The 25,898-nt window shown below is 69.4% G+C and carries 24 protein-coding genes and 1 pseudogene; 12 read left to right on the top strand and 13 right to left on the bottom strand.

What is annotated here, in order from left to right; translation table 11 throughout:
• Positions 1-308: 308 nt before the first annotated feature.
• Genes AIF0345_RS14805 through AIF0345_RS14795 form a run of 3 tightly spaced genes read left to right on the top strand, consistent with a single transcriptional unit; the run spans position 309 to position 2,056 of the window.
• A complete protein-coding gene (locus AIF0345_RS14805) occupies positions 309-629 on the top strand; it encodes a hypothetical protein (protein WP_156966806.1) in 321 nt (106 codons plus the stop codon).
• Positions 626-1,162 carry a WXG100 family type VII secretion target gene (locus AIF0345_RS14800; protein WP_285296577.1) on the top strand — a complete coding sequence of 179 codons (537 nt, stop codon included), beginning with the start codon at positions 626-628 and terminating at the stop codon, positions 1,160-1,162. Before AIF0345_RS14805 ends, AIF0345_RS14800 begins: the two co-directional genes overlap by 4 nt.
• A 9-nt stretch (positions 1,163-1,171) precedes the next feature.
• The gene (locus AIF0345_RS14795; RefSeq protein ID WP_285296576.1) at positions 1,172-2,056 is read left to right on the top strand and encodes a C2 family cysteine protease; all 885 of its coding nucleotides are present in this window, start codon (positions 1,172-1,174) and stop codon (positions 2,054-2,056) included.
• A 1,629-nt stretch (positions 2,057-3,685) separates the two neighbouring features.
• Here AIF0345_RS14795 and AIF0345_RS14790 read toward each other — a convergent pair.
• The 9 genes and pseudogenes from AIF0345_RS14790 to AIF0345_RS14750 all read right to left on the bottom strand — a co-directional run bounded on the left by AIF0345_RS14790 (position 3,686) and on the right by AIF0345_RS14750 (position 13,369).
• The gene (locus AIF0345_RS14790) at positions 3,686-4,054 is read right to left on the bottom strand and encodes a YbaB/EbfC family nucleoid-associated protein (protein WP_285297954.1); all 369 of its coding nucleotides are present in this window, start codon (positions 4,052-4,054) and stop codon (positions 3,686-3,688) included.
• A gap of 362 nt (positions 4,055-4,416) precedes the next feature.
• The gene (locus tag AIF0345_RS14785; protein ID WP_043564216.1) at positions 4,417-4,722 is read right to left on the bottom strand and encodes a WXG100 family type VII secretion target; all 306 of its coding nucleotides are present in this window, start codon (positions 4,720-4,722) and stop codon (positions 4,417-4,419) included.
• A 459-nt stretch (positions 4,723-5,181) separates the two neighbouring features.
• Positions 5,182-6,429 (bottom strand): HD domain-containing protein, encoded by a 1,248-nt coding sequence (locus AIF0345_RS14780; protein ID WP_043563714.1) that lies wholly within the window; start codon positions 6,427-6,429, stop codon positions 5,182-5,184.
• Positions 6,430-6,586: 157 nt separating this feature from the next.
• Positions 6,587-8,258 (bottom strand): annotated as a pseudogene (locus AIF0345_RS14775) (sensor histidine kinase).
• A gap of 147 nt (positions 8,259-8,405) precedes the next feature.
• Positions 8,406-9,149: a response regulator transcription factor gene (locus tag AIF0345_RS14770; protein WP_043563718.1), complete on the bottom strand. Its 744-nt coding sequence runs from the start codon at positions 9,147-9,149 to the stop codon at positions 8,406-8,408.
• An 81-nt stretch (positions 9,150-9,230) separates the two neighbouring features.
• Positions 9,231-9,893, bottom strand: a complete 663-nt coding sequence (locus tag AIF0345_RS14765) for a response regulator transcription factor (RefSeq protein WP_268917280.1) — start codon at positions 9,891-9,893, stop codon at positions 9,231-9,233.
• Positions 9,886-11,340, bottom strand: a complete 1,455-nt coding sequence (locus AIF0345_RS14760; protein WP_285296575.1) for a histidine kinase — start codon at positions 11,338-11,340, stop codon at positions 9,886-9,888. The genes AIF0345_RS14765 and AIF0345_RS14760 overlap by 8 nt, the downstream gene beginning before the upstream one ends.
• A gap of 143 nt (positions 11,341-11,483) precedes the next feature.
• Positions 11,484-12,359 carry an ABC transporter permease gene (locus AIF0345_RS14755; protein ID WP_285296574.1) on the bottom strand — a complete coding sequence of 292 codons (876 nt, stop codon included), beginning with the start codon at positions 12,357-12,359 and terminating at the stop codon, positions 11,484-11,486.
• Between the two features lie 62 nt (positions 12,360-12,421).
• Complete coding sequence (locus AIF0345_RS14750) at positions 12,422-13,369, bottom strand: ABC transporter ATP-binding protein (protein ID WP_285296573.1); 948 nt, start codon at positions 13,367-13,369, stop codon at positions 12,422-12,424.
• Between the two features lie 341 nt (positions 13,370-13,710).
• Here AIF0345_RS14750 and AIF0345_RS14745 point away from each other — a divergent pair, with 341 nt between their 5' ends.
• From AIF0345_RS14745 to AIF0345_RS14720, 6 genes are all read left to right on the top strand, one after another.
• Positions 13,711-14,358 carry a response regulator transcription factor gene (locus AIF0345_RS14745; RefSeq protein ID WP_285296572.1) on the top strand — a complete coding sequence of 216 codons (648 nt, stop codon included), beginning with the start codon at positions 13,711-13,713 and terminating at the stop codon, positions 14,356-14,358.
• A gap of 280 nt (positions 14,359-14,638) precedes the next feature.
• On the top strand, positions 14,639-14,830 hold the full coding sequence (locus tag AIF0345_RS14740; RefSeq protein WP_273168898.1) for a hypothetical protein: 192 nt from the start codon (positions 14,639-14,641) through the stop codon (positions 14,828-14,830).
• A 478-nt stretch (positions 14,831-15,308) separates the two neighbouring features.
• The gene (locus AIF0345_RS14735) at positions 15,309-15,602 is read left to right on the top strand and encodes a hypothetical protein (protein ID WP_273168897.1); all 294 of its coding nucleotides are present in this window, start codon (positions 15,309-15,311) and stop codon (positions 15,600-15,602) included.
• Complete coding sequence (locus AIF0345_RS14730) at positions 15,596-15,955, top strand: hypothetical protein (protein WP_285296571.1); 360 nt, start codon at positions 15,596-15,598, stop codon at positions 15,953-15,955. Before AIF0345_RS14735 ends, AIF0345_RS14730 begins: the two co-directional genes overlap by 7 nt.
• A gap of 748 nt (positions 15,956-16,703) precedes the next feature.
• Positions 16,704-17,024: a hypothetical protein gene (locus AIF0345_RS14725; protein ID WP_273168359.1), complete on the top strand. Its 321-nt coding sequence runs from the start codon at positions 16,704-16,706 to the stop codon at positions 17,022-17,024.
• A gap of 25 nt (positions 17,025-17,049) precedes the next feature.
• Positions 17,050-17,403 (top strand): hypothetical protein, encoded by a 354-nt coding sequence (locus tag AIF0345_RS14720; RefSeq protein WP_285296570.1) that lies wholly within the window; start codon positions 17,050-17,052, stop codon positions 17,401-17,403.
• Between the two features lie 497 nt (positions 17,404-17,900).
• Here AIF0345_RS14720 and AIF0345_RS14715 read toward each other — a convergent pair whose 3' ends face one another.
• The 4 genes from AIF0345_RS14715 to AIF0345_RS14700 all read right to left on the bottom strand — a co-directional run bounded on the left by AIF0345_RS14715 (position 17,901) and on the right by AIF0345_RS14700 (position 21,985).
• Positions 17,901-18,494: an NYN domain-containing protein gene (locus tag AIF0345_RS14715; protein WP_043563739.1), complete on the bottom strand. Its 594-nt coding sequence runs from the start codon at positions 18,492-18,494 to the stop codon at positions 17,901-17,903.
• A 232-nt stretch (positions 18,495-18,726) separates the two neighbouring features.
• A complete protein-coding gene (locus AIF0345_RS14710; RefSeq protein ID WP_268918700.1) occupies positions 18,727-19,578 on the bottom strand; it encodes a PspA/IM30 family protein in 852 nt (283 codons plus the stop codon).
• A gap of 354 nt (positions 19,579-19,932) precedes the next feature.
• A complete protein-coding gene (locus AIF0345_RS14705; protein WP_043563741.1) occupies positions 19,933-21,297 on the bottom strand; it encodes a hypothetical protein in 1,365 nt (454 codons plus the stop codon).
• A gap of 418 nt (positions 21,298-21,715) precedes the next feature.
• Positions 21,716-21,985 (bottom strand): hypothetical protein, encoded by a 270-nt coding sequence (locus AIF0345_RS14700; RefSeq protein WP_285296569.1) that lies wholly within the window; start codon positions 21,983-21,985, stop codon positions 21,716-21,718.
• Between the two features lie 121 nt (positions 21,986-22,106).
• Between AIF0345_RS14700 and AIF0345_RS14695 the strand changes: the two genes are divergently transcribed.
• The 3 genes from AIF0345_RS14695 to AIF0345_RS16755 all read left to right on the top strand — a co-directional run bounded on the left by AIF0345_RS14695 (position 22,107) and on the right by AIF0345_RS16755 (position 25,818).
• The gene (locus AIF0345_RS14695) at positions 22,107-23,330 is read left to right on the top strand and encodes a hypothetical protein (protein ID WP_285296568.1); all 1,224 of its coding nucleotides are present in this window, start codon (positions 22,107-22,109) and stop codon (positions 23,328-23,330) included.
• Positions 23,331-24,101: 771 nt separating this feature from the next.
• The gene (locus AIF0345_RS14690; RefSeq protein ID WP_285296567.1) at positions 24,102-24,602 is read left to right on the top strand and encodes a hypothetical protein; all 501 of its coding nucleotides are present in this window, start codon (positions 24,102-24,104) and stop codon (positions 24,600-24,602) included.
• Between the two features lie 499 nt (positions 24,603-25,101).
• Complete coding sequence (locus AIF0345_RS16755; protein WP_353962052.1) at positions 25,102-25,818, top strand: DDE-type integrase/transposase/recombinase; 717 nt, start codon at positions 25,102-25,104, stop codon at positions 25,816-25,818.
• The last annotated feature ends 80 nt before the right edge of the window (positions 25,819-25,898 follow it).

The raw sequence follows: 25,898 nt of genomic DNA, 5'->3' as shown, positions 1-25,898 counted from the left end.
CCCGGCCGCTTCTTAAGCCGGTCGGGCCGAGGCTCCCGCCAGGCAGTCGAGTACGGCGGCGGGCCGTTCCCCGAGCTGGGGAGCGGCCCGCCGCCGTTGTGTGCGGGTAGGGGCGCTTGGCCGGGCGGCGGGCAGGGATGCCTTGGCCGCCCGAAGAAGGAAGGCGCAAACCGCTGACGCCGAAACTCCTACGTGGTACATTTCACATATCGTGTATCCGGGTGAGTCGCCGTATGCGGTGGGTTGCGAGAGGGTCCGCAGTGGTACTGCGAGTTGCTGGCGGGGAGTTGGCCGTGGCGCGGTCGCGGATGGATCAGTGCGCTGTGGCGCTGGGCGGCGTCCATCTGGACCGGGGCAGTCAGGGGGTGTTCGGGGCGGCGGTACTGGCTTCTGCTGCGGCTGCCTTCTGCTCGAATTGCGAGGACGAGCTTCGGGCCGGTGAGGCGAGGGCCGATGGGATCGTTGACGGGCTGGGTTCCGCCATGCGCGGTTTCGAGGCGGTCGATGAGCAGTCGGCCGCGGGCGCGCGGGCGCTGGGCGGCTCATTGGGCGCCGGGGCGGGGCGTCTTCAGCTCGGTGCGGCTGCGGGGGCGGCTGCCGGCGGGACCGGTTGGGAGGGGCTGCGATGACGACGACGGCCGAGGCGCTCGGCGGTGTGCTGGTCGGCCAGATCGAGGGGGACCCGGGCGGGGTGCGCGAGGTTGCCGAGTCATGGCGCTCTGGCGCCAGGACTGTTGAGGAGGCCGTTGGTCTGAGCGGCGCGGCGCGTGGTGCGGTGCCGTCGTGGCAGGGCGAAGCGGCCTCCGCTTTCTCCACTGCGGCCGGCAGTCTTGAGTCCGGCTTGGAAGCGGGCGTGGGCTGCTTGAGTCAGGGCGCGAGTGCGCTGGATGACTATGCCGGGGTGCTGGAGTCGGCGATTCATGCGGCGGCGGCGCTGCGCGAGCAGGCGGGACGAGTTCTTCTGGAGGCCGTGGGGAATCCGTCGAAGGCCGGTGCGGCAGTGGGTGCGATGTCCGCCATCGCGGGGGCCTGGGCGAGTTTGCGGGCCGAGGTGGATCTGGCGGCCGCCCGGGCTGCGGCCGCGCTGGGCAGCCCGGGTGGCGGTGCTTCAGGGGCCAACACGGGTTCGCCGGAGAAGGACAAGCCGGGCGATAATGGATAGTGGAGCTGGTTGATCGGCAGAGAGACTGAGGAGACCAAGGACCGGACCACTTATAACGGGGACGAGATGGACCGCCTCAAGGAGCAGGCGAGTGGCGCGCGGGGATGGGGGGATCCCCATCAGGGCGGCATTGGCGACTGCTATCTCCTGGCGTCGTTGCAGGCCTATTCGGAGACGCCGGAGGGGCAGCAGTTCCTGAGTGACCACGTGTGGTGGGACAATACCGCGGCCGACGGTCAGGGCGCGTTCGTCGTCAAGCTGTATGACGGCGACAAGGAGGTGAAGGTCGAGGTGCGGACCCAGTACGATAACGGACTGCAGGGCGAGTCCAGTCTTCTGGATATCTATGAGCGCGCCTACGGCACCCACGTCGGGAACAGAGATCTTGATAACGGGGGCCATGGCGAGGAGACCATGGAGCATATCTCGGGCCAGGACGCCTATCATATCGATACCCACGGCGGTTCCGGGTTCGCGGGCTGGCCGTGGTGGGACGACCATGAATACACCGGCGCCGAATGGAATGAGATCGAGCAGGCCGTAAAAGACGGGAAACCGGTTGTGGCGGAAACTACGGGCGGGGCCTTCAGCGGAAAAGGCGGGGCCGTTGTTTCTTCGACCGTGGACACGAATGGGAACGGCCGGATCGACGGCGCCGACCGCCAGGGCAACTACAGGTTGGTCGGAGGCGACTACTTCGGCAAGGGAGAAAATGATGGGCATGCGTACACAGTGGTTGACATCGATGACGATTATGTGACCCTCAAGAATCCGTGGGGACACAATGATGCGGAGATTAAGGCGAATAATCAGAACAACAATGGTCTCATACGGATAACCCGTGAGGACTATGAGAAGTACTTCAACCGCACGGACATAGGCAGTCCGTACTGAGGCGAAGGGTGTCAGAATGCGCATCGGGCGGCGGCACGTACTGGCGACGGAGCAGGGAGACGCTGGGCGTGCGAGTGAATCAGGGGGCAGGGGCAGGCGAGAGGTCAAGATTGTCGCCCTGGTTCTTGTGCTGTCCTGCGCGGCGGTTTTTGCGGGGCGCCTGTGGTGGACGCATCCGTTGAAGCGCTCGGTGTCCCTGCCCCCCGGGATTGAGCAGGGGGAGACTCTCTTCATGGGAGGTACTCTTCCCGCGCCTCGTACGAAGAGTGGTGGGATGTTCAGCGCAGAGGATTTGCGGTCGGTGAATCACGAGTGGGTCATCACTGCGATATGGTACCCGCGCGGTGGGCCCGAGGAGAGTGCGGATCTTCGTCTGGGGGAGAGTGCTCATTTCGATGGACTGGGGACTGTCACATGGTTGAAAGTGTCTCCCCCGCCTATTATTTCTATTGATTTTGGAGGGCGCGTGGCGGGGGGAGAGGGGGGCTGGAAGTTCAATCTGGTCCTTGATCCCGGCGTGGCCCTGGAGAGATAGCCCGCGGTCGTCGGTGTTTCTATGTCGTGGCCTGTGGGCGTGAATCGGGTGGTGTGAGGTTGTGAAGCAGAAAAAGTGGAGGGGCGCACGCGGGATCGTCGTCAATGTCGTCCTGGTTCTTGTGCTGTCCTGCGTGGCGGTTTTTGCGGGGCGCCTGTGGTGGACGCATCCGTTGAAGCACTCGGTGTCCCTGCCCCCCGGGATTGAGCAGGGGGAGACTCTCTTCATGGGAGGTGCTCTTCCCGCGCCTGGTACGAGGGGTGGTGGGGTCTTTCGTGCAAAGGATTTGCGGTCGGTGAATCACGAGTGGGTCATCACTGCGACGTGGTGCCCGCGTGGTGGGCCTGTGGAGGCTGTGGATCTTCGTCTGGGGGAGAGCGCTCATTTCGATGGACTGGGGACTGTCACGTGGTTAGAAGCCGACCCTCCTCCTATTGTCTCTATCAGTTTCACGGAGCCAGTACAAGGGGGAGGGGGAGGCTGGAAGTTCAATCTGGTCCTTGATCCCGGCGTGGCCCTGGATAAATAGTTCGCGGATGCCGGATGGTTCGGCTCCATCGGTAATCTCTTCGAGCTCTTGGGGCTGAGCTCTCCCGGCTCCCAGGGCCTCCTGAGGGTCCCGGAGGACTGATGGAGGCCCGCCGGCGGAGCCCGCTGAGCCCCTTGGAACCGATCTCGGGCTGGAATACGACCGATCATCGCGGCGAAGAGGGGGCGGCGAGGGCCTCCAGGGTCGGAAGGCGGCGGGCGTCTGCTCACGCTCCAGCGCGAGGCGGACCGGACAGTTGTCCATCAGAATGACATTGGCTGCCCGAGGCGCCGAAGCACGAATGGAGAACCGCATGATTGCAAGGATTCCTCCGAGGTGCACGGAGTCGGGGCGCCCTAATGTCATTCTGACGGACACCCGCCCTGCGCGCGGACGCGGCCCCGCGCCCCGCACGCGACCGTGACCGACATCGGGGGCGAGGGCCCGGCGTCAGGCAGGCTCGTGGCCGCACCCCGCACGCGACCGGGATCGGCCGGACGCGTGCGCGGGTGAGAGCACCGACCTCGAACAGTGTTTGCACCAGCCGGGCACGCGGCATGCGCGGTCACTTGTTGCGAGAGGATCCTGGCCACCAATCGGGGCCAATGATCATCCCCGACGCGTACCTGTCGTTCTGCGGGGCATGACGGTTCCGGATCTCGCCGGTGTCGTCCGGAGGCGGCGTGTAGGACTGCCGCATCCGCTGCGTGAGGTCGGAGTCCTCTCCCCAGACCTCGGACGCCAGGGCGGAGGCCCGTTTCCTTGCCGATTCATGGGCCTCGTTGACGCAGGTGAGGATCGTGGAGGCCAGTGCGGCCGGGCTCATGTGCGCCACGGCGTCACGCAGCCGGAGATCGATGAGCCTGCCTGAGACATCCACCGTCACAGTTACAGCCCGATCTCTTGAGGTGGGGTCTGGCGGATCGTGGCCAATCGGTCGCCTAAACGACGAGCGTCTTCAACCCGCTGCTCCGTATCTTGCAGCAGCCTGCCGATCCGGGTGACCGCCCGGGCCGATTCTTCTCCGCTGCTTCCACTTGAATAGATGTCACTGTTCACTGGCAGGCCACCTCGACGCGGTCGGGGATCTGTGATATCCGACACTTAATGTACCATCTGCCGATGACATGATGCGCGCGGCGTCGCCGGCATCGTCGGTGCCGCGGCGGTGCCTTCGACGGCGGGCCGTCCCCTGCGCGGGCAGGCGGGCGGCCCGATAGCCATCGATGCCGACGTCGACGGCGGGCCGTCCCCTGCGCGGGCAGGCGGGCGGCCCGCCGTCGTCGCCAGACGGGCTCACATGGCGGCCTGGCCCTGGCCGAAGCGCGTGGTGTTGGTGGTCTCGGCGTCGTCGTAGGAGACGGCCGCCTGGTCGAGGGCCTGGCTGATGAGGTCCAGGCTCGACTGGACCTGGATGGCCGTCACGTGCCAGTCGGCGGCGCAGGCGGCCATGGAGTCCGAGGCGCCGCCGGTCCACGAGGACTGCAGCAGGGCGATGTCCCCCTTGAGGCCGTCGGTCTCGGTCTGGATCGTGGCGATGCGGGTGCGGGTGCGGGCGGCCGTGTCGGCCACGGCCTGGGTGTCAACGGAGAAGACGGGCATAGTGGGGGCCTTTCGTGAGGGCGCCGAGGCGCCGCGCGGTGTATGGCCTCGACGTCGAGGCGTGCCACCACCGTAGGCGGGCGGGCCGGCCCCGCGCACTCAGGCCCCTCGAGCCCTGTGGAGGGCGCCGCACGGGCCGCCCTGTGGAGCCCTGCGGCACCTTGAGCGGCCGTCCGCGTGTGCCTGCGGGCATGCGGCGGGTGCGGGCGGCCAGGCGACGGCGCGGGGGCGGTGCAGGCGCGGGGCGCGGGCATGCGGCGGGTGCGGGCGGCGGTGCGGGGCGGCTGGGCGCAGGGTGCAGGCGGCAGGCCGGCCGGGCGCGGGGCGCGGGGCCCTGCTCGCGCGGGCCCGACCGTGACGCCCGTCTGGTCGGGATGGAGGCGCGCCGCGGCGCCCTGCTCGCGCGGGCCCGACGGGGAGGGCCGGGGGAAAGGCAGGCCACCCCCGCTGCCTTGCGCCTCAGAGGCTCCCTGCGCCGTCGTCGGCCAGGGGAGCGGTGATCGGTGCGATTTCGCCGGTCCGCGTCTCTCGCAGGGCCTTGGCCGCCTCGGTCCGCAGCCGCAGGCGCTCGGCGAGCTTGGCGCGCTCGGCCTCGACCAGGGCCGCCCGGTCCACCGGCTGGTTGCCGGTGCCGGCCAGCAGCCGCGGGCTCGACATCAGCCGGTCCAGGTCGACGGCGCAGGACTCCATTGTCGTGTGGCCCAGGTGCTCGGCGTCCCGTCGGGGCTGCTCGGCATCCCGTCGGGCGGGCGGGCGAGGCCTGCGGCGGGGCGGGAAGGAGGGGGGGATGCCGGCGGCGACCTCGACGCCGTCGGCGGGCGTGCGCGGCGAGGTGGCCGACGCCGGGGACCGTCTGGGCGAGGTGGAGGCCGGGAAGGGGATCGGGGAGTGAGAGGACGATCGGGAGCCCCGAGCCCGGTCCCCCTGCGCGGTCCGGCTGCCGGCGCGCCTGCCGCCCTCCCCGGCGGGGGCCTCGGAGCCGGCGCCGGAGTCGGCCGCGTCGTCCGCATCGGCGGGACACGTCCTGGCGAGCTCGTCGGTCAGGCGCTGCTTCTCCGCCTGCAGGTTCTGACGGGCGGCCCGCTCCCAGCGCTGCCCGAGCGGGGAGGAGAACAGCATCTCGCGGTCCAGGAGGCGGGTGATGATCGTCAGGCGGGCGCGCAGGTAGTCCTCGACCGGGATGTGGGCGTACTCCTGGCGCACCAGCTGGCGGTAGCGCTTGTACTGCTGCGGCTCCACGGCCAGCGCGCCCAGGTCGGCGTCGTTGAGCGCCAGGGCGTCGATGTCGTTGGGGGGCAGGCTGTGGCGCTTCAGGCTGAGGATGAGCGCGCAGATGCGGTCCACCGTCGCGTCGGGCAGGCCGAGCCGATGCAGGTCGCCCGCCGCGTAGGCCGCGGAGGCGACCTCGTCCTCGCCGCCGTTGCGCCGATACGTCTGCTCCTTGGCGGAGGAGAAGACGCAGCCGTGGTACCAGGCGGCCAGGCGCATGACGTCGGGGTCGTGGGACTCGTCCGCCAGCTCGTCGACGCGGGCCAGCATGTTGATCGCGTGCTTGAGGTTGTGGAAGTGACGGTCCGGGCTCGACCACATCTCGATGAGGGCCTTCCCCGACTCGCCGATGGCCTCCACGGGCGCGGAGGCCCCCAGGGCCCTGACGCTGCGGACATAGGCGGGAAGGAGCCACTGTGGTGCGTCCATGACGCCCATATGAGCCTCCGAGATAGGGTGCAAGACGAAAAACATCGTATTGCCGGTCGCGGAGGTTGTGAAGTTGGAACCGTGTTTGGCCGCACACCTTTTTAAAAAAACTTAAAGTAGTCCGAGACCTATAGGTCACACAAGGCTCGGACGCCTCACGTGTCGCTTACGCAACTTTAGTCGCAGCATCGGGGAGCAGGGCGGGGATCTCGATGTGGACCGTCGCCCCGCCGCCCGGGGTGCGGTCCATGCGCACCGTGCCGCCGTGCCGCTCAATGATTGCCGAGACGATAGCCAGCCCCAGGCCGGAGCCGCCCGTCTGACGGTTGCGGGAGGTGTCCGCCCGGTAGAAGCGCCGGAAGACCTTCTCAGCGTCCTGGTCAGACACGCCCGGGCCGTGGTCGCGCACCTCGACGACGGCGATGGCCCGCGCAGGCTCGGCGGCGGGAGCCGTCGCCCCAGGCCGGGCAGCATCCTGCCAGTCCCGTTCGCCCTGCCGGCCCCTTCTCCCGGCGCCCCGGCGCGCCGCCCGCCGTCCGGTGCGGGTGAGCCCCTGCCCCGCGGCGCCGGGACCCGCTGCTGCGGGCGCCCGGCCCTCCGGCCCCGGGCGTGAGGCGCCGGGCGCGAGGCGCAGCCCGACGGCGACCTCCACCGGCGAGTCCTCGGGGGTGTGGCGCACCACGTTGCCCAGCAGGTTCGTCATCACCTGGGAGAGTCGGTCCTTGTCGCCGATGACGGTGACCGCGGGAGCCTCCCGCCCGGCCGCCGCCGCGCCGTCGTCGAGCGGGATGAGCGCGCACCCGCGCTGGGGGGGCCAGGACCATCATGTCGGTCAGGGCCCCCGCGGCCAGGGCCGTCAGGTTCACCCGGTCCATGGTCATCTCCCGGCCCTCGTCCATGCGGGCGAGCTGGAGGAGGTCGTCGACGAGGCGGCCCATGCGCGAGGCCTCGGACTCGATGCGCCCCATGACCTCGTCGGTCCGCTCCGGCGGCACGCCCCCCATGCGGTAGAGCTCGCCGTAGCCTCGGATCGCGGCCAGGGGGGTGCGCAGCTCGTGCGAGGCGTCGGAGACGAAGCGGGTCATGCGCTCCTGGGCGACTACCTGGACGTCGAAGGCCTGCTCATTGCGCTGGAGCATGGTGTTGAGCGCCCGCTGGAGGGAGCCGACCTCGGTGGTGGGCGGCTCCGTGTTGGGCACGCGCGACGACAGGTCCCCCGAGGCGATCCTGCCGGCCACGCGCTCGATCTGGCGCAGCGGGCGGAAGGCGCGGCGGACGAGATAGGTCGCCGCCCCCGCGCCCAGGAGGATCACCGAGATGTCGGTGAAGGCCACGATCAGACGGGTCCGCTCCACGGTCTGCATGGCGTCCCGCAGCGGAAGGGCGATCGCGACGACGCCGGTGTACTCGCCCTCCGACGTGATCGGCAGGGCCAGGACGCGCCACTGCTGCCCCAGGAGGTTGGAGTCGGCCGTGAAGAACTCCTGCTTGATGGCCTCGTCCAGGGAGAGCGTGCCCAGCTTGGGGATGCCGTAGTCGGCGGCCGTGTCGTCGGAGATCATCCGGCCCGACGTGCCGTCGAGGTACTGGGCCTCGACGTAGTAGGTCGAGGGCATTCCCGGGCCCTCGCCGGTGCGGATCTGGCTCAGGCCCTGACGCCCGATCGTCTGGGCCGTCACCCGCAGCTGGTCGTCGATCTGGCGGATCAGGTGGGTGGACAGCAGCGAGGTGACCGACAGGGAAGCGATGAGCAGGCCCGTGGTGAGCAGGCCCGTGGTGATCAGGGCCAGGCGGCTGCGCAGCGGCTGGCTCATCCAGGCGCGGCGCACCGCCGTCATCGGGTGCCAGCGCCCCTTCTTGGTCGGGCGGTACTGGCGGTTGCTGTTCGTGCGGGCGCGACGGGATGTGTTCTTCGAGGCGCTGCGGCGAGCGGGGCGGGTCCCGGACGGTCCTGGACGGGCGATCCGCCTGGCGGTGCGCACCGCTCACTCACCCTTGGGCTCGCGCAGCATGTAGCCCACTCCCCGACGGGTTTGGATCAGCGGCGCCACACTCTGCCCCTCCCGGTCCTCGATCTGGTCGATCTTGCGCCGCAGGTAGGAGATGTAGGACTCGACGATCGCCGCGTCCCCGTTCCAGTCGTACTCCCACACGTGGTCCAGGATCTGGGCCTTGGAGACCACCCGGCCGGCGTTGAGCATGAGGTAGCGCAGGAGCTTGAACTCCGTGGGAGACAGGTCCACGTCCACCCCGGCGCGGTGCACCTCGTGGGCGTCCTCGTCCAGCACCAGGTCGGACACCCGCACGACGCCGTCGTCCTCATCCGCGGCGCCGTGCGTCCGGCGCAGGATGGCGCGGATGCGGGCCACCACCTCCTCCAGCCCAAAGGGCTTGGTAACGTAGTCGTCGCCCCCGACGGTCAGGCCCTGGACCTTGTCGTCCATGTCGTCGCGGGCGGTCAGGAAGAGGATGGGCGTGGCGATGTCCCGCTCGCGCAGGCGCCGCGCCACGGTGAAGCCGTCCATGTCCGGCAGCATGACGTCGAGCACAATGAGGTCGGGCTCGGCGTCGTCGACGCCGTGGAGCGCACCGTTGCCGTCGGCCGCAGTCGTCACCTCGAAGCCGGCGAACCGCAGCGAGGAGGCGAGCAGGTCGCGGATATTGGGCTCGTCGTCGACGACGAGCAGATGAGCCTCGTGAGACGTGCGTGAGTCCTGGATGCGGTCCATGTATGCAACTGTGCCCGGGCATTCTGGGAGGTTCCTGGATATCGGATGTGGTGTTGGTCTTGCCTCGCTGGGCCCGGTGCGTCAGATCCAGCCCTTGGACCGCGCGATCTCGGCGGCGGCGTGCCGGTTGGGCGCGCCCAGCTTGAGGGAGGCGGCGGACAGGTAGTTGCGCACGGTCCCGGGGCTGAGTGCGGCGCGTCGGGCGATCTCGTCCACGGGGGCGCCGCCCGCGGCGAGCTCCAGGACGTCGGCCTCGCGCGGGGTCAGCGGCGAGTCGCCGGCGGCTATCGTCTCGGCGGACAGCTCGGGGTCGACGTAGCGCTGGCCGGCGTGAAGGCGGCGGATGACCTCGGTGAGGGTGGCCGCGGGGGTCGTCTTGGGGACGAATCCCCGCACGCCCGCGGCCAGCGCCCGCTTGAGGTAGCCGGGGCGCGCGTGCGAGGTGAGGATGAGGCACCTCGTCCCCGGCGAGGGGCCGGCGACCGCCTCGGCGACCTCGATCCCGTCCGCCCCGGGCATGAGCAGGTCCAGCACCGCCACGTCGGGGCGGTGCCGCTCGATCCGGGCGATCGCCTCGGTCCCCGAGGCGGCGACGGCGACGACGTCGATGTCCACCTGCAGGGACAGGATGGCCTCCAGGGCGTCGCGGAGCAGGGTCTCGTCGTCGGCGACGACGATCCGGATCGCGGGCGCCGGGGGCCCTGAGGGCTCCGAGGTCCCTGAGGGCGCCGGGGGCTCAGTCATGGTGCTCCTCCTTCCGGGCCGGCGCCGCCGGGGCTTCCGGGGCCGACGGCGGCCCCGGCACGCGGGCGGTGACGGTGAAGGCGTCGCCCTCCCGGCGCGCGACCAGGGTGCCACCGACGGCCCCGATGCGCGCGGCCAGGCCCGCCAGACCCGACGACGGCGCCTGCCGCGCACGCCCCGGCCCGCCGGAGGCGACCGCGCCGGGAGCGGCCGCATCGGCCGGGCCGGACAGGTCGGTCGCGCTCGCCGGGCCGGACAGGCCGGTCGCGCTCGCTGGGTCGGTCGGGCCTGCCGGGCGCGCCGGGGCGTCGGTCGGACGAGCCGGCGGCACCGGGCCGACAGGGCCCGCCTGCGCCGCCGGGGCGCGGGCGCCGTCGTTGGCGACCGTGAGGGCGGCGCCGTCGTCGTCGAGGGTGACGCGGATGGTGCATGAGCGCGCCTCGGAGTGGCGCACGACGTTGGTGGCGGCCTCGCGCAGCACCAGGGCCAGCGGCTCGGCCGCCCAGGCGGGCACGGAGGTCTCGCCGATGGTGCGGGTGGCGATCCCCGCGGCGGCGAGCAGGGAGTGGGCGCCGGCCAGCTCCGTGGCCAGGTCGGGGCGACGGTACTCGGCGAGCACGGCGCGTACCTCCTTGAGGGCGTCGTCCGCCAGGGCGCGCACACGGCGGGACTCGGCGGCCGCCCGCGGTGCCGCCTCGGCGTCGGCCAGGGCGGCGGCGAGCTCGGACTTGACCGCCACGGCCGTCAGGGTGCGCCCGAAGACGTCGTGCAGGTCCCGGGCGATGCGCAGCCGCTCCTGGGCGACCGCCAGATCCGCCTGCATGAGGTCGAGCTTCTCCTGGGCCCGCACCGAGGACAGGATGGCGAAGGACCAGCGCGTCGCCAGAGGGATGAGGACCAGCGCGAGGGCGACCGGAATGAGGACGCGCGGGGAGGCCGTGCCGGCCGGTGCGAGCAGGCGGCGGGCGAGCGCCGTCCCGGCGGCCACCGCGCCGGCCGAGGTCAGGCCGAGCAGGACGACCCGGCCGGTGCTCAGGAGCGGGGCGAGGACGTACAGAGGACCTCCGACGACGATGGTCAGCTCCGCCGCCAGACGGGGCGGGGAGGCTACTCCCGGCGGGAGCGCCCCGACGGCGGTGGCGGCGCCGGCGACGGCGGTGACGGCCAGGAGCGCCAGGCACCACCGGGGGACCGGCGCGCCGTCGAGCTTGTGGGCGGCGACGCGGTGGAGGACGATTCCGCAGGCGGTGGCCTCGGCCGCCTGGAGGACGAGGAAGGGCAGCGTCCAGTGCGTGTAGGCCGGCTTGTTCGCGTACGACTGGGCGAGGGCCAGCGGCCAGAGCGCCAGGAGGACGTCCATCGGCCACAGGGTGTACTCGCGCAGCCTGGAGGTGCCCTCGCCCCAGCGCCCCCTGCCGGGCGGGCGGACGGCGGGCGTGGTGGTCATGGGCGGGCTCCTTCGGCTCCTCGCTGCGTCGAGATAGACATTTTCGTACGAGATCGACGGTGACACCGTCTACCTCGTACGAAAATGTCTATCTCGACGGCGGGGGCCGCGGCGGGTTCGACGGCGACGGCGGGTGCGGGGCCTCAGCGGCGGCGGGTGAAGCGCATGGTCCGGCGGGCCGCCCACCAGGCGGCGGCGCACCAGCAGACCAGGGTGCCCGCGGGGCGACCGGCCGCGACCAGCGCGCCGGCGAACCCGTCGGCGGTGACGCTGCCGTCCAGGCTCGTTCCCGCCATCCCCAGCGAGATGAGGTCGGACATGGCGTACAGGGGGCTCCTGGCGGCGACGGCGCGCAGGCCCTCGGGCATGGAGCCCAGGGGCAGGCAGCTCCCCGACAGGAGCATGAGGACCGTGAACACCGGCATGGTGGAGTACTGGGCGCCCTCGACGGTCGCGGTCCACGTCGAGCTCCACGCCGCCGCCGCGGCCAGGAGCACGATCCCGCCCGCCAGGGCGACCAGCATGAGCAGGGGATTCACCAGCGAGCGCATCTCCATGAACGCCATGGCCGCCGCCGTCCCGAGGACCACCTGGACGACGGCGACCGCGGCCGACGGTAGGCAGGCTCCGGCGAGCGCCTCCCACGGGGTCGCCTCCCCGGTGGACATGCGCTGGAAGACCCCCTCCTCGCGCCTGGTGACGAAGATGACCGTGAGGTTGTAGTAGACGACCATGAGCAGCGACCAGGTCGCGAGCATCTCCGTCAGAAAGGTCGCGAAGGCCGGGCCGATCAGGTCCCGGCCGAGCATCGGTCCCGTGATCACGACCATGGCGGGCGCCAGGAGCAGGGCGGTGGCCAGGATCGTCGGGTTGCGGGCGAACAGGGTGACCTCCGCCCGCCCGATGGCCGCGACGCGGCGCAGGGGGCCGGCGGTGCGGGGCGCGGCGAGAGGCACAGCGAGAGGCACAGCGAGAGGCGCGGCCGGGGCGGCGGGGCTGTTGAGGGCGGCTGGGCTCATGGTCTGCTCCTGGGGCGGGTCGGCGAGGGTGGTGGACGACGGTGGATGGGGCGGGCGGGGCCTCAGGCGGCCGGGGGAGCGCCGTGGCCGGCGTCGTCGGGGGCGAGTGCCAGGAAGGCCTGCTCCAGGGACGCCGAGCGGGCGTTGATGTCCGCCAGGCGGGTCGCGCGGGAGTCGGCCAGGCGCATGAGCGCAGACAGGGTCGCGTGCAGGTCCGAGCTGGACAGGCGGACCCGGTCCCGCCTCCGCTCCGGGTCGCCGACGAGTGCGGGCAGGGCGTGCAGATCGCCGTCGTCGATCGGTGAGGGCGCCGGGAGGCTGAAGGACAGGCTCGCGGGCCGGGCCGAGACGATCTCGGCGACGGTGCCCTGGGCGCGGATGCGGCCGGAGGCCATGATCAGGACGCGGTCGGCGAGGTCCTCGGCCTCCTCCAGGTAGTGGGTGGTGAGCAGGACGGTGGCGCCCTCGGCGAGCATGCGGCGGATGAGGTCCCAGGTGCGGCGGCGCGAGGCCGGGTCCAGTCCCGTCGTCGGCTCGTCGAGGAAGAGGACCTGGGGGCGGCCGAGGACGGCCATGGCCAGGTCGAGGCGGCGGCGCTCGCCGCCGGACAGGGACTTCACGCGGACGCTGGCGCGGCGGGCGAGGTCCACGAGCTCGAGGGCCTCGGCCACGGGGCGCGGGTCGGTGAGGGTCCCCGCCCACATGCGCAGGGTCTCGGCGACCGTGAGGGCCTGGGCGAAGCCGGCCTCCTGGAGCATGATGCCCGTGCGGGGCCGGATGAGGGCCCGGTCGCGCACCGGGTCGCCGCCCAGGACGCGGACCGTGCCTGACGTCGCGGGGGCGATGCCCTCGATGACCTCGACCAGGGAGGTCTTGCCCGCGCCGTTGGCGCCGAGGACCGCAACGAGCTCGCCGCGCTCGACGGCGAGGCTGACCCCGGCGACGGCGGTGAAGGCGCTGCTCCCCCTGCCGTAGGTGCGCGTCACGTCGACAGCCTCGATTATGGCCATCTCGTCCTCCTGATGCCGGTTCCTTCGAGCCCCTGCGGGACGCGTCCAGGTTCTCCCGGGCGTCTTCTCGCCGGTAGTGCGGGGCGTCACCGGCTCTGATGAGGCCTGCACGGTTCGGGCATGAGGTTTGTCATGGGGCGGGCAGGGGCGCTGGCGGCGCTGGCGGCGCGGCCGCGCGGGAGGGGCGCGGTTGACCGGCCCGGCTGCCCACATCGCCTCGCCGCGGTCGGCCAGACCGCCAGACCGCAGAGTGTATAAGAACTCGTACTTCCTGGGCGCGGTGCTGCGACGAAATACTGGCCTCGTTCGCCGTATCCGGATCCGCGTGAGAGGAGGTGGCGGTGGTGGCTGCCGACTGCCGAGCCGTTGTGATCATTGACGACCACCAGGTCATGGGCCTCGGGGTCCACGACGTCCTGCTCGACGCCGGTGTTGCGGACAAGGTTCTGTGGTTCCCCGGCCTGTCGGCCGCCGAGCTCCCGGAAGGTGTCGTGGTGGTGCTCGATCTGCGTCTGGGCGACGGCTCCAGCCCCCGTGCCAATGTCGCAGCGCTGTTCGAGGCCGGCCATCCCGTCGTCGTGTACACCTCCGCGGAGAATCCGTACCTCGTTCGCGAGGCCGTCGAGGCCGGGGCCCTGTCGATCGTGCGCAAGTCGGCTCCCACGGACGAGCTCGTCAGCGCCGTGGGAGCCGCGGCGCGCGGCGAGACGGTTCCCGGTGTGGACTGGGCGGCGGCCCTGGACGCCGACGGCGACTTCGTCAAGGAGCACCTGACGAGCACTGAGGCCAGGGTGCTCGCGTGCTACGCCTCGGGGGCGACCTCGACGGCCGTCGCCCAGGAGATGGGGCTGTCGCCGTGCACGGTCAACACCTACGTCAGCCGGATCCGCGACAAGTACCGGGCGGTCGGCAGGCCGGTGTGCTCGCGCGTCGATCTCTTCCGCCGGGCGGTTGAGGACGGGCTCCTTCCCTGCGTCTGCTGCTCATAGCGGGCGCGTGCTCGTCGCGGGCGCGGTGCCGGACGGGCCGCGGCCGTGCGGCGGATGGCGGCCTGCCGGACGGGCCGCGGCCGCCTCGGGTGCGGGGAGCGCCCGAGGAGTCCTGTCTTAGCTCTAAGACCTGTGGGCGGTTGTCCGTGGAAGATGCAATAGAGGCGGCAGAGCAGGAATCACATTCGCCTGCGCCTTCGCGGCACGTGGCCTCGAGTCGTTCGCGAACGCCAACCCGACCTTCCCGATGCAGGTCGAGGTGCGCGCGCTCACGGGACTCATGAGCGACGACTCCTTCGCGAGGAACTCCGAGTACATGAGGATGTGCCGCGTCGAGGACAACATGACCGTGATCATGTACGCGCTCAAGGCGGCGCTGGTCAAGAGGCGCGCATCGGCTTCGAGGACTGGCACAACAAGGCGTTCGGCGGCCCCCGGCCGCCCGGTCGCACAAACCAGTCGGCAAATATGAGGTTCCCGATGCCGTGACCTCCCTCCGCCACGCGCCTCCCCTTCCCCTCGCCGAGATCGGTCGAGCTTCGCGCCGAGATCGGTTCCGGCGGCGTGTCCCGATGCGGGCGGCGCGCGGCTGCCCGCTCGAGCGCTTCTGTGCCGGGTCTCCGGCACCGGACAGGGCTGCAAAGCGGCGGCGAGAATGTCTTACTTCTGAGACTTGTGGGAGGATGAGCGATTTTCCGACAATGAGTTCATGAGGAAGCCGCATATCCCCGTGCGGCGCCGTCTTCCATTGCAAGGAGAATCGTGATGTCCGGTATCGCGCTCGCAGGCGTGCTTGTCGGTATCACCATCGTCGGGATCCGCTGGGGGATGATGGCGATGAGGGCGAAGGCGCGGGCAAGGGACGGGGCTGCGGATACTACTCCGAGACCGTTCAGATCGGCGCCCCTGGCCGGGGCGCAGAAGCAGCATTACAATAGAGAGGAACTGACATGAAACGATTTCTGAGGGTGGCGGCGGGCGTCATCGCGATCAGCCTGTTCATGCCTCTGGCGGCGTGCTCGTCGTCCAGCGCCGGCAGCATCACCTGTGCTGAGTACAACAAGCTCGATTACAGCAAGCAGAGCGATGTTCTCAGCAAAATGCTTCGTGAGCACGATCTGAGCCAGCTCAGCACGGAGAACATCGCCGGAATCACCATGAACGTGACGTCCTACTGCGGCTCCAGCAAGCACTCGAACGACCCGATCAACAACGCTGTGGACTGGAACTCGAACAAATGGTGACGACACGCGTCTCGCGCCGGCGCGCGATGGCACTGACGAGTGCTGCGGCGGCGCTCTCCCTCCTGGGCGCCTGCGGTAAGAAGGAGTTCTCCATTGAGGGCACCTGGAGGTCGACGGGCACGGAGTCCTGGGGGCTGGTGAAGAAGGGGTCCGTCGTCTCCTTCGACGGCTCGCACTGCGCCCTGTTCAGCCCGAACGACACCTACGCCTTCTACAAGGAGGGCGGCTCCTACCGCCTCGACGTCACCGGAGCGCTCGGCTCCGGCGGCAGCTTCACGGTGAAGGTCGTCGACGACGACAATATCGAGCTCGCACAGGGATCGACGGCGCTCACGCTCACCCGGACCAGGTGAATGACCCCGATCCGCAGAGCGTGACACCGCAGTCGCCTCCGGCGGGACCACCTTGGAAGGCGGTCCCGCCGGAGGCGGTCGGACCGTGTGAAGGCTCGTTCTCGTTCCGGCGCACTCCGTGAGATGACTGACTCCGGGGCTGGGCGGTGCGCGCGGTGCCGGTCGATGCCGGTCGCTGCCGGCCTCCCGGGGCCCGGAGAGTCTTGGAGGGCTTGGTGGTGGCCCGGGGACTCCCGCGAGTCCCCGTGAACCGATCTCGGTGCGGAACCGGACCGATCTCGGCGAAAACGCGACGAGCCGGCGCCGACGTCGAGCGCCGCGCCCGCCCCCAGCCCTCGCCGCCCCGGGAGGCCGGCGCCCCGCGCACGCCTTCACCTGCCTGCGCCACACGGCCTGCACCGCGGAATCACGCGTCTTCTCGCGTCCGAGAGCGCCGCCCGCCTCAAGGCCGCGCGGGATGATCCGTCCCCCGGGTCGGCTTCCATCTTTACGATCCGCCCGCCTCAAGGCCGCATGGGATGATCACTCTCCCGACCAGCAGCGCACCCGGCCCCGGAGCCAGTCATCTGGTGCCCGGCCGCTCGACCGGGGCGGTGCCGGGTCTTCGGCCGCGCCCCGAGGCGCGGGATGCTGAGGAGACGTATTACTTCTAAGACTTGCAGGATTGGGCGCGATTTTTCGAGAATGGAGTCACAAGGAGGCCGCGACCCTCTGCGCGGCACTATTCGTCACCTGAAGGAGAACTGCGATGCCGACATGGCTTGCTGGAATACTGGTGGTTGCCGCCCTGTTCGGGATCGGCTGGATTGTGGAGACGCTGAAGGAGAAGGCGCAGGAGCGCGGCGGGATCGCGGCGAAGATCGCCAATGCCTCTGAGGCCGGGGCCAGGGGCGTGCAGTGGATATTCGTCAAGGTGTTCGGCGCCCTCTGTGTGGTTATATCCATCGGCTGCGGGTACCTCATGTCTTTTGCGGGATTCGAGTTCTGGATTCTTATCGGAATGCTCGCCTTCGGCCTTTACGGAATCTACCTGCTTCTGCCTGGTGATGACAAGTGGATATTCTTCTGATCCTGTCACTGCTTCAATTCGTGTCATGGAGATCGGGCCTCCTGCGCCAGTGCCGGATCTCACTCGAGAGAATTACGTCGAGAGAAGGAAGACCATGAGAAATAAGAAGTACGCTGTCGTGTCGGCCGTTGTCGCCGTCATCATGTGCGGATCGATGCTGAGCGGTTGCTCCTCGGCCGCCAGCAAGGGTGGAGACGCGACCTGTGCCGAGTACATGAAGATGTCGGACAAGGATCAGACGAAGGCGATCACTCTTCTTCTCAAGGAGAAGGACCAAAACCCGTCGAACGGGATGATCTCATTGTCGAAGATGTCCGCGAAGATGTTCTGCAAGACCGCGGGGAACGACAACTCGCGCATTCGCGAGATCAACGGCTGAGCACCGTCCCCCTCGTCCACCGCCGGCTCCCATCTCGCTGACGGCCCCTGCCGCCCGGTTGGCCCGCACCGCTTCGCGCATGCGCGAAGCGGTGCGGGCCAACCGGGCCCTGCACGCCTTCTGCCGGCGCGCGGCGGCACTGGCGGGCGCTGCGGCGGTGCTCTTCATCCTCGGCGCCTGCGGCGAGAGGGGGCTCTTCGCCGAGGGCGCTCCGGGGTCGTGGGCGCAGAATGGGCGCGGCGTAGACAGGACGCGGCGCGGAGCGGGCGCGGTGCGGGCGCGGAGCGGGCGCGGAGCGGGCGCGGTGCGGGCACGGAGCGGGCGCGGTGCGGGCACGGAGCGGGCGGGCGCAGAGGGGGCAGGAAGCCCCGGCGGTGAAGGAGGGGCCCTTGTCTTCTCCGACGGCTCGCACTGCAACCCGCTCGGCTCGAGGGACGCGTGCACCCGTCGCGAGGAAGGGGCTCGCGCCTCCCCGTTGAGCCGGCCGCGAGCTCGTGTCAGATGAACTTGAGCGGGTCGAACTCCTCCAGCGGGATGATCCGCACACGCGGAAGCGGGCTGGTGAAGGCGTTCACGTCCTCCTCAAGGTCGTGGATCGCCAGGCCGTGCGCCTCCAGTCCTGCCAGCTGGGCGTTGAGGAACTCGTGAAAGCACAGCACGCCGACATAGGCGCCGGCATCCAGAAGACGCTCGACCTGCGGAATGTAGTCGCCGTCGTGCGAGCCGAGCAGAACGTTCGCGCCCCGGCCGGACTCCACGCGCGAGGCAATGACCTCCAGCGTCCGCTGGATACCGATATCGACGACCTTCTCCTCGGGGTTTCCCGATCCGGCCAGCGGCAGAGGCCGGTACTCCATCGCCATAAGGGCCTGCACGAAGCCCATTGGCATATGTCCGGAGGTGGCGTTGAGGAAGAACAGCGCAGTGGTCTGGGCGCCTTCGTCGTTGGCGCTGGCGAGCTCGTCGCAGAAGGAGAGCACACGGTCCCAGCGCGGACGCTCTTCAGGGTCGGGCCGGCGCCCCAGGACGCTCATGCCCAATGTGGCGTCAATGTTCTCCCCGTCGACGAGGAGGTAAGTGGGGGTGCTCATAGCGTCATGCTAGCGGCCCCAGGGGCATACGGCCGATCGGGTCAGCGCACGGCGGCCGGCGCGGCGGTATCGGCGGGAGAAACAGCCTCAAGGAAAACGGCTTCCCGGGAAACAGCGCCCCGGGAAAACAGCCCCCGACGAAATCGGCTCCCCGAGAACACAGAGGCCTCGGGGAGCCGCGCATGCCGGCGGAGCCGGACGGGACTTCAGCAATCGGGCAGGGCCCTGCGGCTCAGTAGGAGGACCTCTCGGGGTCGGTGGGCTGGGCGGTGGGCTGGGCGTTCTCGGCCTTGAGTGCGGCGAAGGCGGCATCGACGTCGTCGCCGTCGGTGATCTGCGCCGGCGACGAGGCCGCGGGCAGCGCGCTGTTCCCGCCGGACTTCAGGGCCGCCAGGCGCGCCTCGGCCTCGAGGTCGGCCCCGGAGGCCTCCAGCTCGGCGAACTGCGCCTCCAGCGAGGAGCCCGCCAGCTCCATCTGCCCGGCGGCCTGCGCCTCGACACGGCGGACCTGGTCCTCGTAGCGGGCGAGCTCGCTGGTGGGGTCCATGACGTTGATCGAGCGGATCGCGCCCTGGACCTTGACCTGCGCCTCGGCGGTCTTCTTCCGGGCGATGAGCTGGTCGCGCTTGGAGTGCAGGTCGCCGAGCTTGGCCTCCATCTGCTGCAGCCCCGTCTTGAGCTGGGCGACGACCTGCTGCTGGGAGGCGATCATCGGCTCGGCCTCCTTGGCCTCGTTCTCCGCCGTGATCTGCTTGGTGAGGGCGATCTTGGCCAGCGAGTCCCACTTGTCGGCGCCGACCGAGTCCCCGCCGGCGCGCAGCTGGTCGGCCTTCCGGGAGGCCGCCAGGGCCTTGTTGCCCCAGTCCCTGGCCTCGGCCAGGTCGGCGGCGTGGTCCTTCTCGGCCAGCCGCAGGTTGCCGATCGTCTGGGCGACGGCGTCGCGCGCCTCCGCGATGGAGGCGGTGTAGTCGCGCACCAGCTGGTTGAGCATCTTCTCCGGGTCCTCGGCGCGGTCGAGGAGGGCGTTGACGTTGGCCCGGGTCAGCTGGGCGATGCGCCCTAGGATCGACTGCTTCTCAGCCATATGCGGTGCTCCCTTTCTGTGTGCCCGGCTGCCGCCAGGGGCGGCGCACGAGCGGGTCTGTCTGTGGTCGGCGGAGTGTCCGGGTCATCGTCCCAGAAAATCGGTGCGCCGCCCAACGCGTCCAAAGGACGTATCGCTGAGGGCGCGTGCGCCCGGTCGCGGGCGGCTCCTCGGGGGAGATGGCGGTATTGGATGCCGCGACGGCGCGTCCGCTCGGCTGCGGGCGGCTCGGCCCCGGCGGGGCGGCGGCTCCCACGGCTCGTGAGGGCGACCGGCCCGGTCCGCACGAGCGGGGGCGACCGGGCCTTGACGGGGCCGCCCGCGGGCTGCGCCGTCGGGCCGCGGGCGGCACGGTCAGTCGAAGAAGTCGAAGTCCAGGTCGATGTTCGGGCCTCCCCAGCCGCCGTAGTCGTGGTGGCCGCCGGTCAGGCCGCCCAGGAGCAGTCCGCCCAGCACGAGGGAGCCGACGTCGAGCCCGCCGCGCGAGCCCTGGCCGCCGCCACCGCCCGAGCCCCAGCCCCCGGAGTGGCGCACGTCCGCCTCGGCCAGCGCCTGCGCCTGGGCCACCAGCGGCTCGCCCTGGGCGACCTCCGCCAGGGCCGCCGACGGGTCCCTGCCCTGCATCGAGGTGGCGGCCGACGCGTGCCTGGAGGCCTCCGACAGCGCCGTCCTCGCCGAGGGGCCGACGGCTCCGCGGTGGGTGGTGATGTAGGAGGTGACGGCCGTGATCTGGGCATTGAGCCGCGCCAGGCGCGAGCCGAGCGAGGCCCGCGCCCGGGAGTTGTTCTCCTCCTGGGCGCGCGCCGGGGCCAGGGCGTCGTCGAGCGCGGCCTCGGCCTGGGCCAGGTGGTCCAGGGCCGCCAGCGGGTCCCCCTTCGCCCCGGGCCCGGAGGCGGCCCGCCCCTCGGCCACAGCGGCCTCGGCGTCGGCCACCAGCGGGTCCAGCGACGCCGACGGCACCTCGGAGGCCAGGCGCCTGGCATCCACCAGGTCGGAGGAGATCGAGGCGATGGCCGCGGTCAGGTCGGCGGCGGCGCGCTCGAGGCGCTCGCGCGCACCTGTCACCTGGGCGGCGAGCTCGCCCGCCTGGGCGATCGTGCCCTGGGCGATGCGCACCTGCTCGACGGCGGTGGCGTGCTGGCCCGCCTCGATGGAGTCGCGCGCCTGGTCCAGGGCCGTGCGGCCGGCGTCGAGCAGGCGGCCGGCGCGCTCAGGGGCCTCCGAGACCGACGTGAGCGAGTCGGCCGGGTAGGTGGCGTGGAGGGTGATCAGCAGGGTCTTGGCCATGGTGATCGCCTGCTCGGTCTCGTCGGCCCGCTGGGCGGTCTCGGCCACCGAGGTCGGCAGGTTTGCCTCCAGGCCGCGGCGGGCGTTGAAGGCGGACTCCTGCTTCTTGATAATGGTGACGGCGTCATTGCACCGCTGGAGGATCTCGCCGTACATCTGGCGCTGGACCGGCTCGGTCTCGGGGATGTCGTCGTCCAGGAGCTTGCGCAGCTCGAAGGAGCGGGCCAGGTGGCCGCGGGCGGTCTCCAGGGCCTCGGTGAAGGGGTCCGTGGCCGACAGCCCGAACTGGGCCTGGGCGTAGGACAGCTCCTCGGAGGCCGAGCGCACGGCGTCGTCGGCGGTCACGAGCGCCTTGCCCGCCCGGACCCGCAGGTCCTCGACCGTCACCACCTGCGGCGAGGCGGGGGTGTCGCGTTTGCGTTTCCAGAACACGTCGGGCTCCTCGGATGTGAGTGCTGGTAGCCTATCGTCCCCGCTCGGGGGTGCGTCCGGCAACTTGGTTCGCCCTGGGTGCCGGGGGTGGTCTGCTGCGTCTCTGTGGGGGCGGCGCGTCTCGCTGGCTGGCTGAATCGTGCCTTCGAGGAGGCGGGAGCCCGTGACTTGGGCGTGACCGAGTGGTAGGATCGGTGTCGTCCCGATCCACGACGAGCAGTGACGCGACGAGTGAGAGGCCGTCGAATGGCGAGCAATTTGAAGTGGGATCACGATCTGGCGACATCGGCTGTATCGAGTATTGACGCGGCGAGCGATAGTATCAGTGGCGACTCGGTAGTATCAGTGGCGATTCGGTGGAGTCTCCGTCGGGATGCGGGTACTCGGCCTCGGCGGCATCGGCGGTGGTGACGAGGCTTCAGACGGCGCTGTCGGGGCTGCAGTCGGGTATTCCGTCGCTGGCAACCAGTTTGAGGGCCGTCGACACGAGTATCACGACGGCCGATACGAATAGCGCCAGCACCGTTCCGTCCTGGTCGTCGGTGGCACCGGGCCTGATGACGGGCTCGGGGCCGCTTGTCGGCAACGGCGGGTCCGCAGGCTCCTCCTCGCCCTCAGGGGGAGCCGCCGGAGGCGTGAGGCCCCAGTACTCCACCACGCCGACGAGCTCGAACCCCTCTGGGGCCACGTACTCCTCGACGCGCCCTGGTCCGGCGGTCAGGGCGCCCTACCCGGGCATGAGCTCGAACCCCAACGGACGATAGTGAGGGCAATGGCTGGAGCGGGTGTGGATACGGAGGTCGGCAGTCATGTCAATTGACACTCATCTGGATGCGACGCCGTCCGATATCGCGACGTCGGCGGAGACGGTCGGCGATATCAAGACGAATGTCGACAGCGCCGAGGATGACCTGATCGGCGCGCGCAAGATCATTGCCAGCGACTTGGAGGGCGAGTCGGCGCTCAGTGCGTCGGTTGCGATCACCTCTCAAGTTAGTAGCTGTGAAGATCTGGTGGCGGATCTGGAGAGCTATAGGACCGCGCTGGACAATCTCTCGTGGGCTCTGAGTGCTATCAAGACGGATCTGGAGGGGATTCGCAGCAGGGCCGTCGAGGGAGGGCTGGAGCTCGCCGGGGAGACTATTATCGAGCCGAAGGGCGTGGCCCACTTTCAGTGGACTGACCCCGATAGTACTGCGCCGCTCTGCTGCGGGCCATCCCGCTACGGCCCTGTTCAACCGAGTCTGGATGACGCGGAGCAGGCGAAAGTCGCCTTGTACAGCACCCTGGAGACCGACACCAGCGACATTCGCGACAGGGAGACAGCGGCGCGTCAGGACTTCGCGGACGCCTGTTCGAGAATCACGGACGGCAACCCAGCTGTCCGCACAGTGTCGAGCACGGTGAGCGGCTACTTCGTCCCCTCGAAAGGTGAAGATGGTTGGGCGACGGCGGGGAATGTCGCCAGTTGGGGCGCTATGCGCGCCAGCGACGCAGCTTTATTGGCTGGAGGCGTTGCCCTGAGTTCGACTCGCCCGGGTGTCGATCATACTCTGGCCAATGGTAAGATCGTGCGTTCTCATGCAGCCGATAAGGGTATGGCCATTGGTAGCTGGAAGAATGCGTTTAACGATGGTAATCTCACGAACTGGAGGATTCCTGCTTCAGTGACGGGGACAACAGGGGCGAAGGTCGCCACCGCGGCGCAGAAAGCCATCCCGGCCCTCACCAAGGGGAGTGCTGTGTTGAGTTTCGCTGCCGACGCATACGGGCAGTGGAAGGAAGACTCGCACAATCCGTCCATAGGCGAGACCGAGAAGGTGACACGGGCGGCGATGAAGGGCGCCGGTTCCGCCGGAGGGGCCTGGCTTGGAGTCGAGATGGGCGCTGCGGTCGGCGCGTGTGTTGGTGGCCCGGTTGGTGCCGCGGTAGGCGGTATTATCGGGGGCGTTATCGGATCTGGTCTAGGAAAGATGGCTGCCGATTGTGCGAATAAGGGTGTTCACAAGGCCTTCCACGGTTTATTTCATTGATTGATGTAACGGCGAGCAATTATGGTTAAAGAGGTATTGGGGGGTGTCGGGTGTCTGGTGCTGGGGGGCGCGTCGCTGGTCAACTGGTGGTTCGCTATGTTTTCGGATGGTGGTTATGGGGGCATGTGCCGCTCCATGATGCGGGGCACCTTCAGTTTGGGACGCAATACGACTGCGCTCATCCAGCCTGGTTTTGGAGGGTTTTTGGCCTTCGGGGGGTGCGGGCTCATTTTCGAGGCCGCTGGTTGTGAAGAGACTGCTCTTGGGAAGTTTTTTCTTTTTTGTACGGTGATATCTGTGGTGGTGGCGTTGGTGGGTGTGATTCCTTTTCGGCTGCCGTGGTTCATGTATCCGGAGGGGCAGATGGAGAGGCGCCGTCGGCGGAGGGGGATGACTGATGCTGATGCGGCTGAGGAGGTCTGGCGGCGTGCCGGCTCCCCTTCAAAGGATGCGGGTGATCCTCCTGGTGATGATCTGCCGGCCCGCTCCCATCGGGCAGGTCGGCACCGCAAATGACTGCTCCATGTGCCTGCGCGAGGGGGGCGTCTCGCCGTGTAGCTTCTCAGCGAGACAACGCCCCTTGTCTACTCGAGCCGTCTTCGCCCGGCATGTCCGGTTCGGTGCGGCATCTGGCGGTATTGTCGGGGGCGTTGTTGGTGACGCCATTGGATCTGGGGCGGGGAAGGGCGCTGCTGATCGAGTTAATGGGTGGATTCATAAATTGTGGCATTGACGGTTGCTGTCGCTGTGTGGCGGTGTAGCTAGTTGAGTGTGGTTAAAGACGTATTGTATGGGGGCGGCGCGCTCTTGCTGGGCGGTGCGTCGCTGGTTAGCTGGTGGTTTGCGATGTTCTCGGATAGTGGTTATGGGGGCATGTGCCGCTCCGTGATGCGGCGCGCCTTCAGTTTGGGGCGCAATACGGCTGCGCTTATTCAGCCCGGTATTGGGGGGTTTTTGGCCTTTGGAGGAGGTCTGTCGTTGGTGCAGGTTGCTGGCTTCCAATATGATGCTCCTTTGACCGTGTTTTTTGGTGTGGTTGCGGGGCTGTCTATGGTGGTGGCGTTGGTGGGTGTGATTCCTTTTCGGCTGCCATGGTTCATGTATCCGGAGGGGCAGATGGAGAGGCGCCGCCGGCGGAGGGGGATGACTGATGCTGATGCGGCTGAGGAGGTCTGGCGGCGTGCCGGCTCCCCTTCAAAGGATGCGGGTGATCCTCCCGGTGATGATCTACCAGCCCGTTCCCATCGGGCCGAAGAGTGCGAGGGCGAGTGAGCGGCTGTTCTTATTGGGTGCATGATGCGTGAGGCTGTCGGTCCCGCCGAGGTGTTCGCTAGGGCCGAAGAATCGGTGGTCTTCGTGCGTTCACGTTGCTGCCGCTGGGTGCGGTTGGCTGCTGAGATCGGGGACATTGACGGGTGCCTCTATGGAAGGCCTTGAAGGTTCGCGGGGACTGAGCCGCCGATTTGGGCTGCTGGGCGTGTCTCGGACAGCTCTGAAAGCGGTGTCTCTGGCTGCTTGTCTTGTTGCTCGGTGCTCCTGGTCGACCTCGCCCTGCGTCCTGTGCCCCAGGGCGGAGTGGAGCTGTTTCTGATTGTGTGTTCCGGGCTTGTTCCGGGCTCGGCCTGAGGGGGCGGTGTCCCGGATGGTCTTGCTTCTTGTGGTGGTGGGCCATCTGGTAGGCCCTCTCGTTCCTTGAGGGTGGCGCCCGCCGGCTTCCGCCCGGGCGCCCGCCCAGCACGCCCTGGTCCTGCCCGCCCGGAGGGCGAGCTCCGTGGTCCTCCGGGTGGTCGGCGAGCTGGGCGGAGGCGTGCCAGGGTGCCGCGGGTCCGGGGCGGGGTGGATCGTCTCCCCCTGTCGTGTGCGGGCGCCTGCGGGCCGCCATATCGATCGCCTCGCACACCAGGGGCCGGTGCCGCGCGTGGTCGTCCCAGTGGCGTCCCCGACTGCTTTCCTCGTGCAGCAGCCCTGGGGCGGTCGCCAGGCAGATCGACCCCTCCTCCCCGGGTGCGGGTACAGGTGGGTGTCGCCCACCCGCTTCGCTCCCGCCGCCAGCCAGCCGGGAGTGAAGTGGGTGGGCGATATCACCTGTATCCGCACCTGGGAGGGGTTCGTGTACCTGGCGACCGTTGCCGGGCTGCTGCACCAGGAAGGTGGTCGGATACGCGACTGGGCCGACCACGCGCGGCACCGACTCCGTTGTGCGAGGCGATCGATATGGCGGCCCGCAGGCGCCCGCACACGACAGGAGGAGACGGTATTCCACTCGGACCGGGGGTGCCAGTACACCTCCGAGCAGCTCTCCCGGCATCTGGGGAGATATGAGATCAACGCTTCCACGGGCAGGACCGGAGTGTGCTGGGCGGGTGCGCTGGGCAGAAGTCGGCGGGCGCCGCCCTCAAGGAACGAGAGGGTCTATCAGATGGTGTATCCCACAAGCAGCAAGGCCGTCCGGGATACTGCCTCCTGGGTCGAGCTGGAATACAATTAGAAACGACTCCATTCCGCCCTGGGGCACAGGACGCAGGGCGAGGCCGACCAGGAGCACCGAGCAGCAAGACAAGCAGCCTG

Source organism: Actinomyces israelii (assembly GCF_030253495.1).
Lineage (GTDB): Bacteria > Actinomycetota > Actinomycetes > Actinomycetales > Actinomycetaceae > Actinomyces > Actinomyces israelii.
Note: the sequence above shows the minus strand (reverse complement) of the source record. Positions and strands in the feature narration are given on the sequence as shown.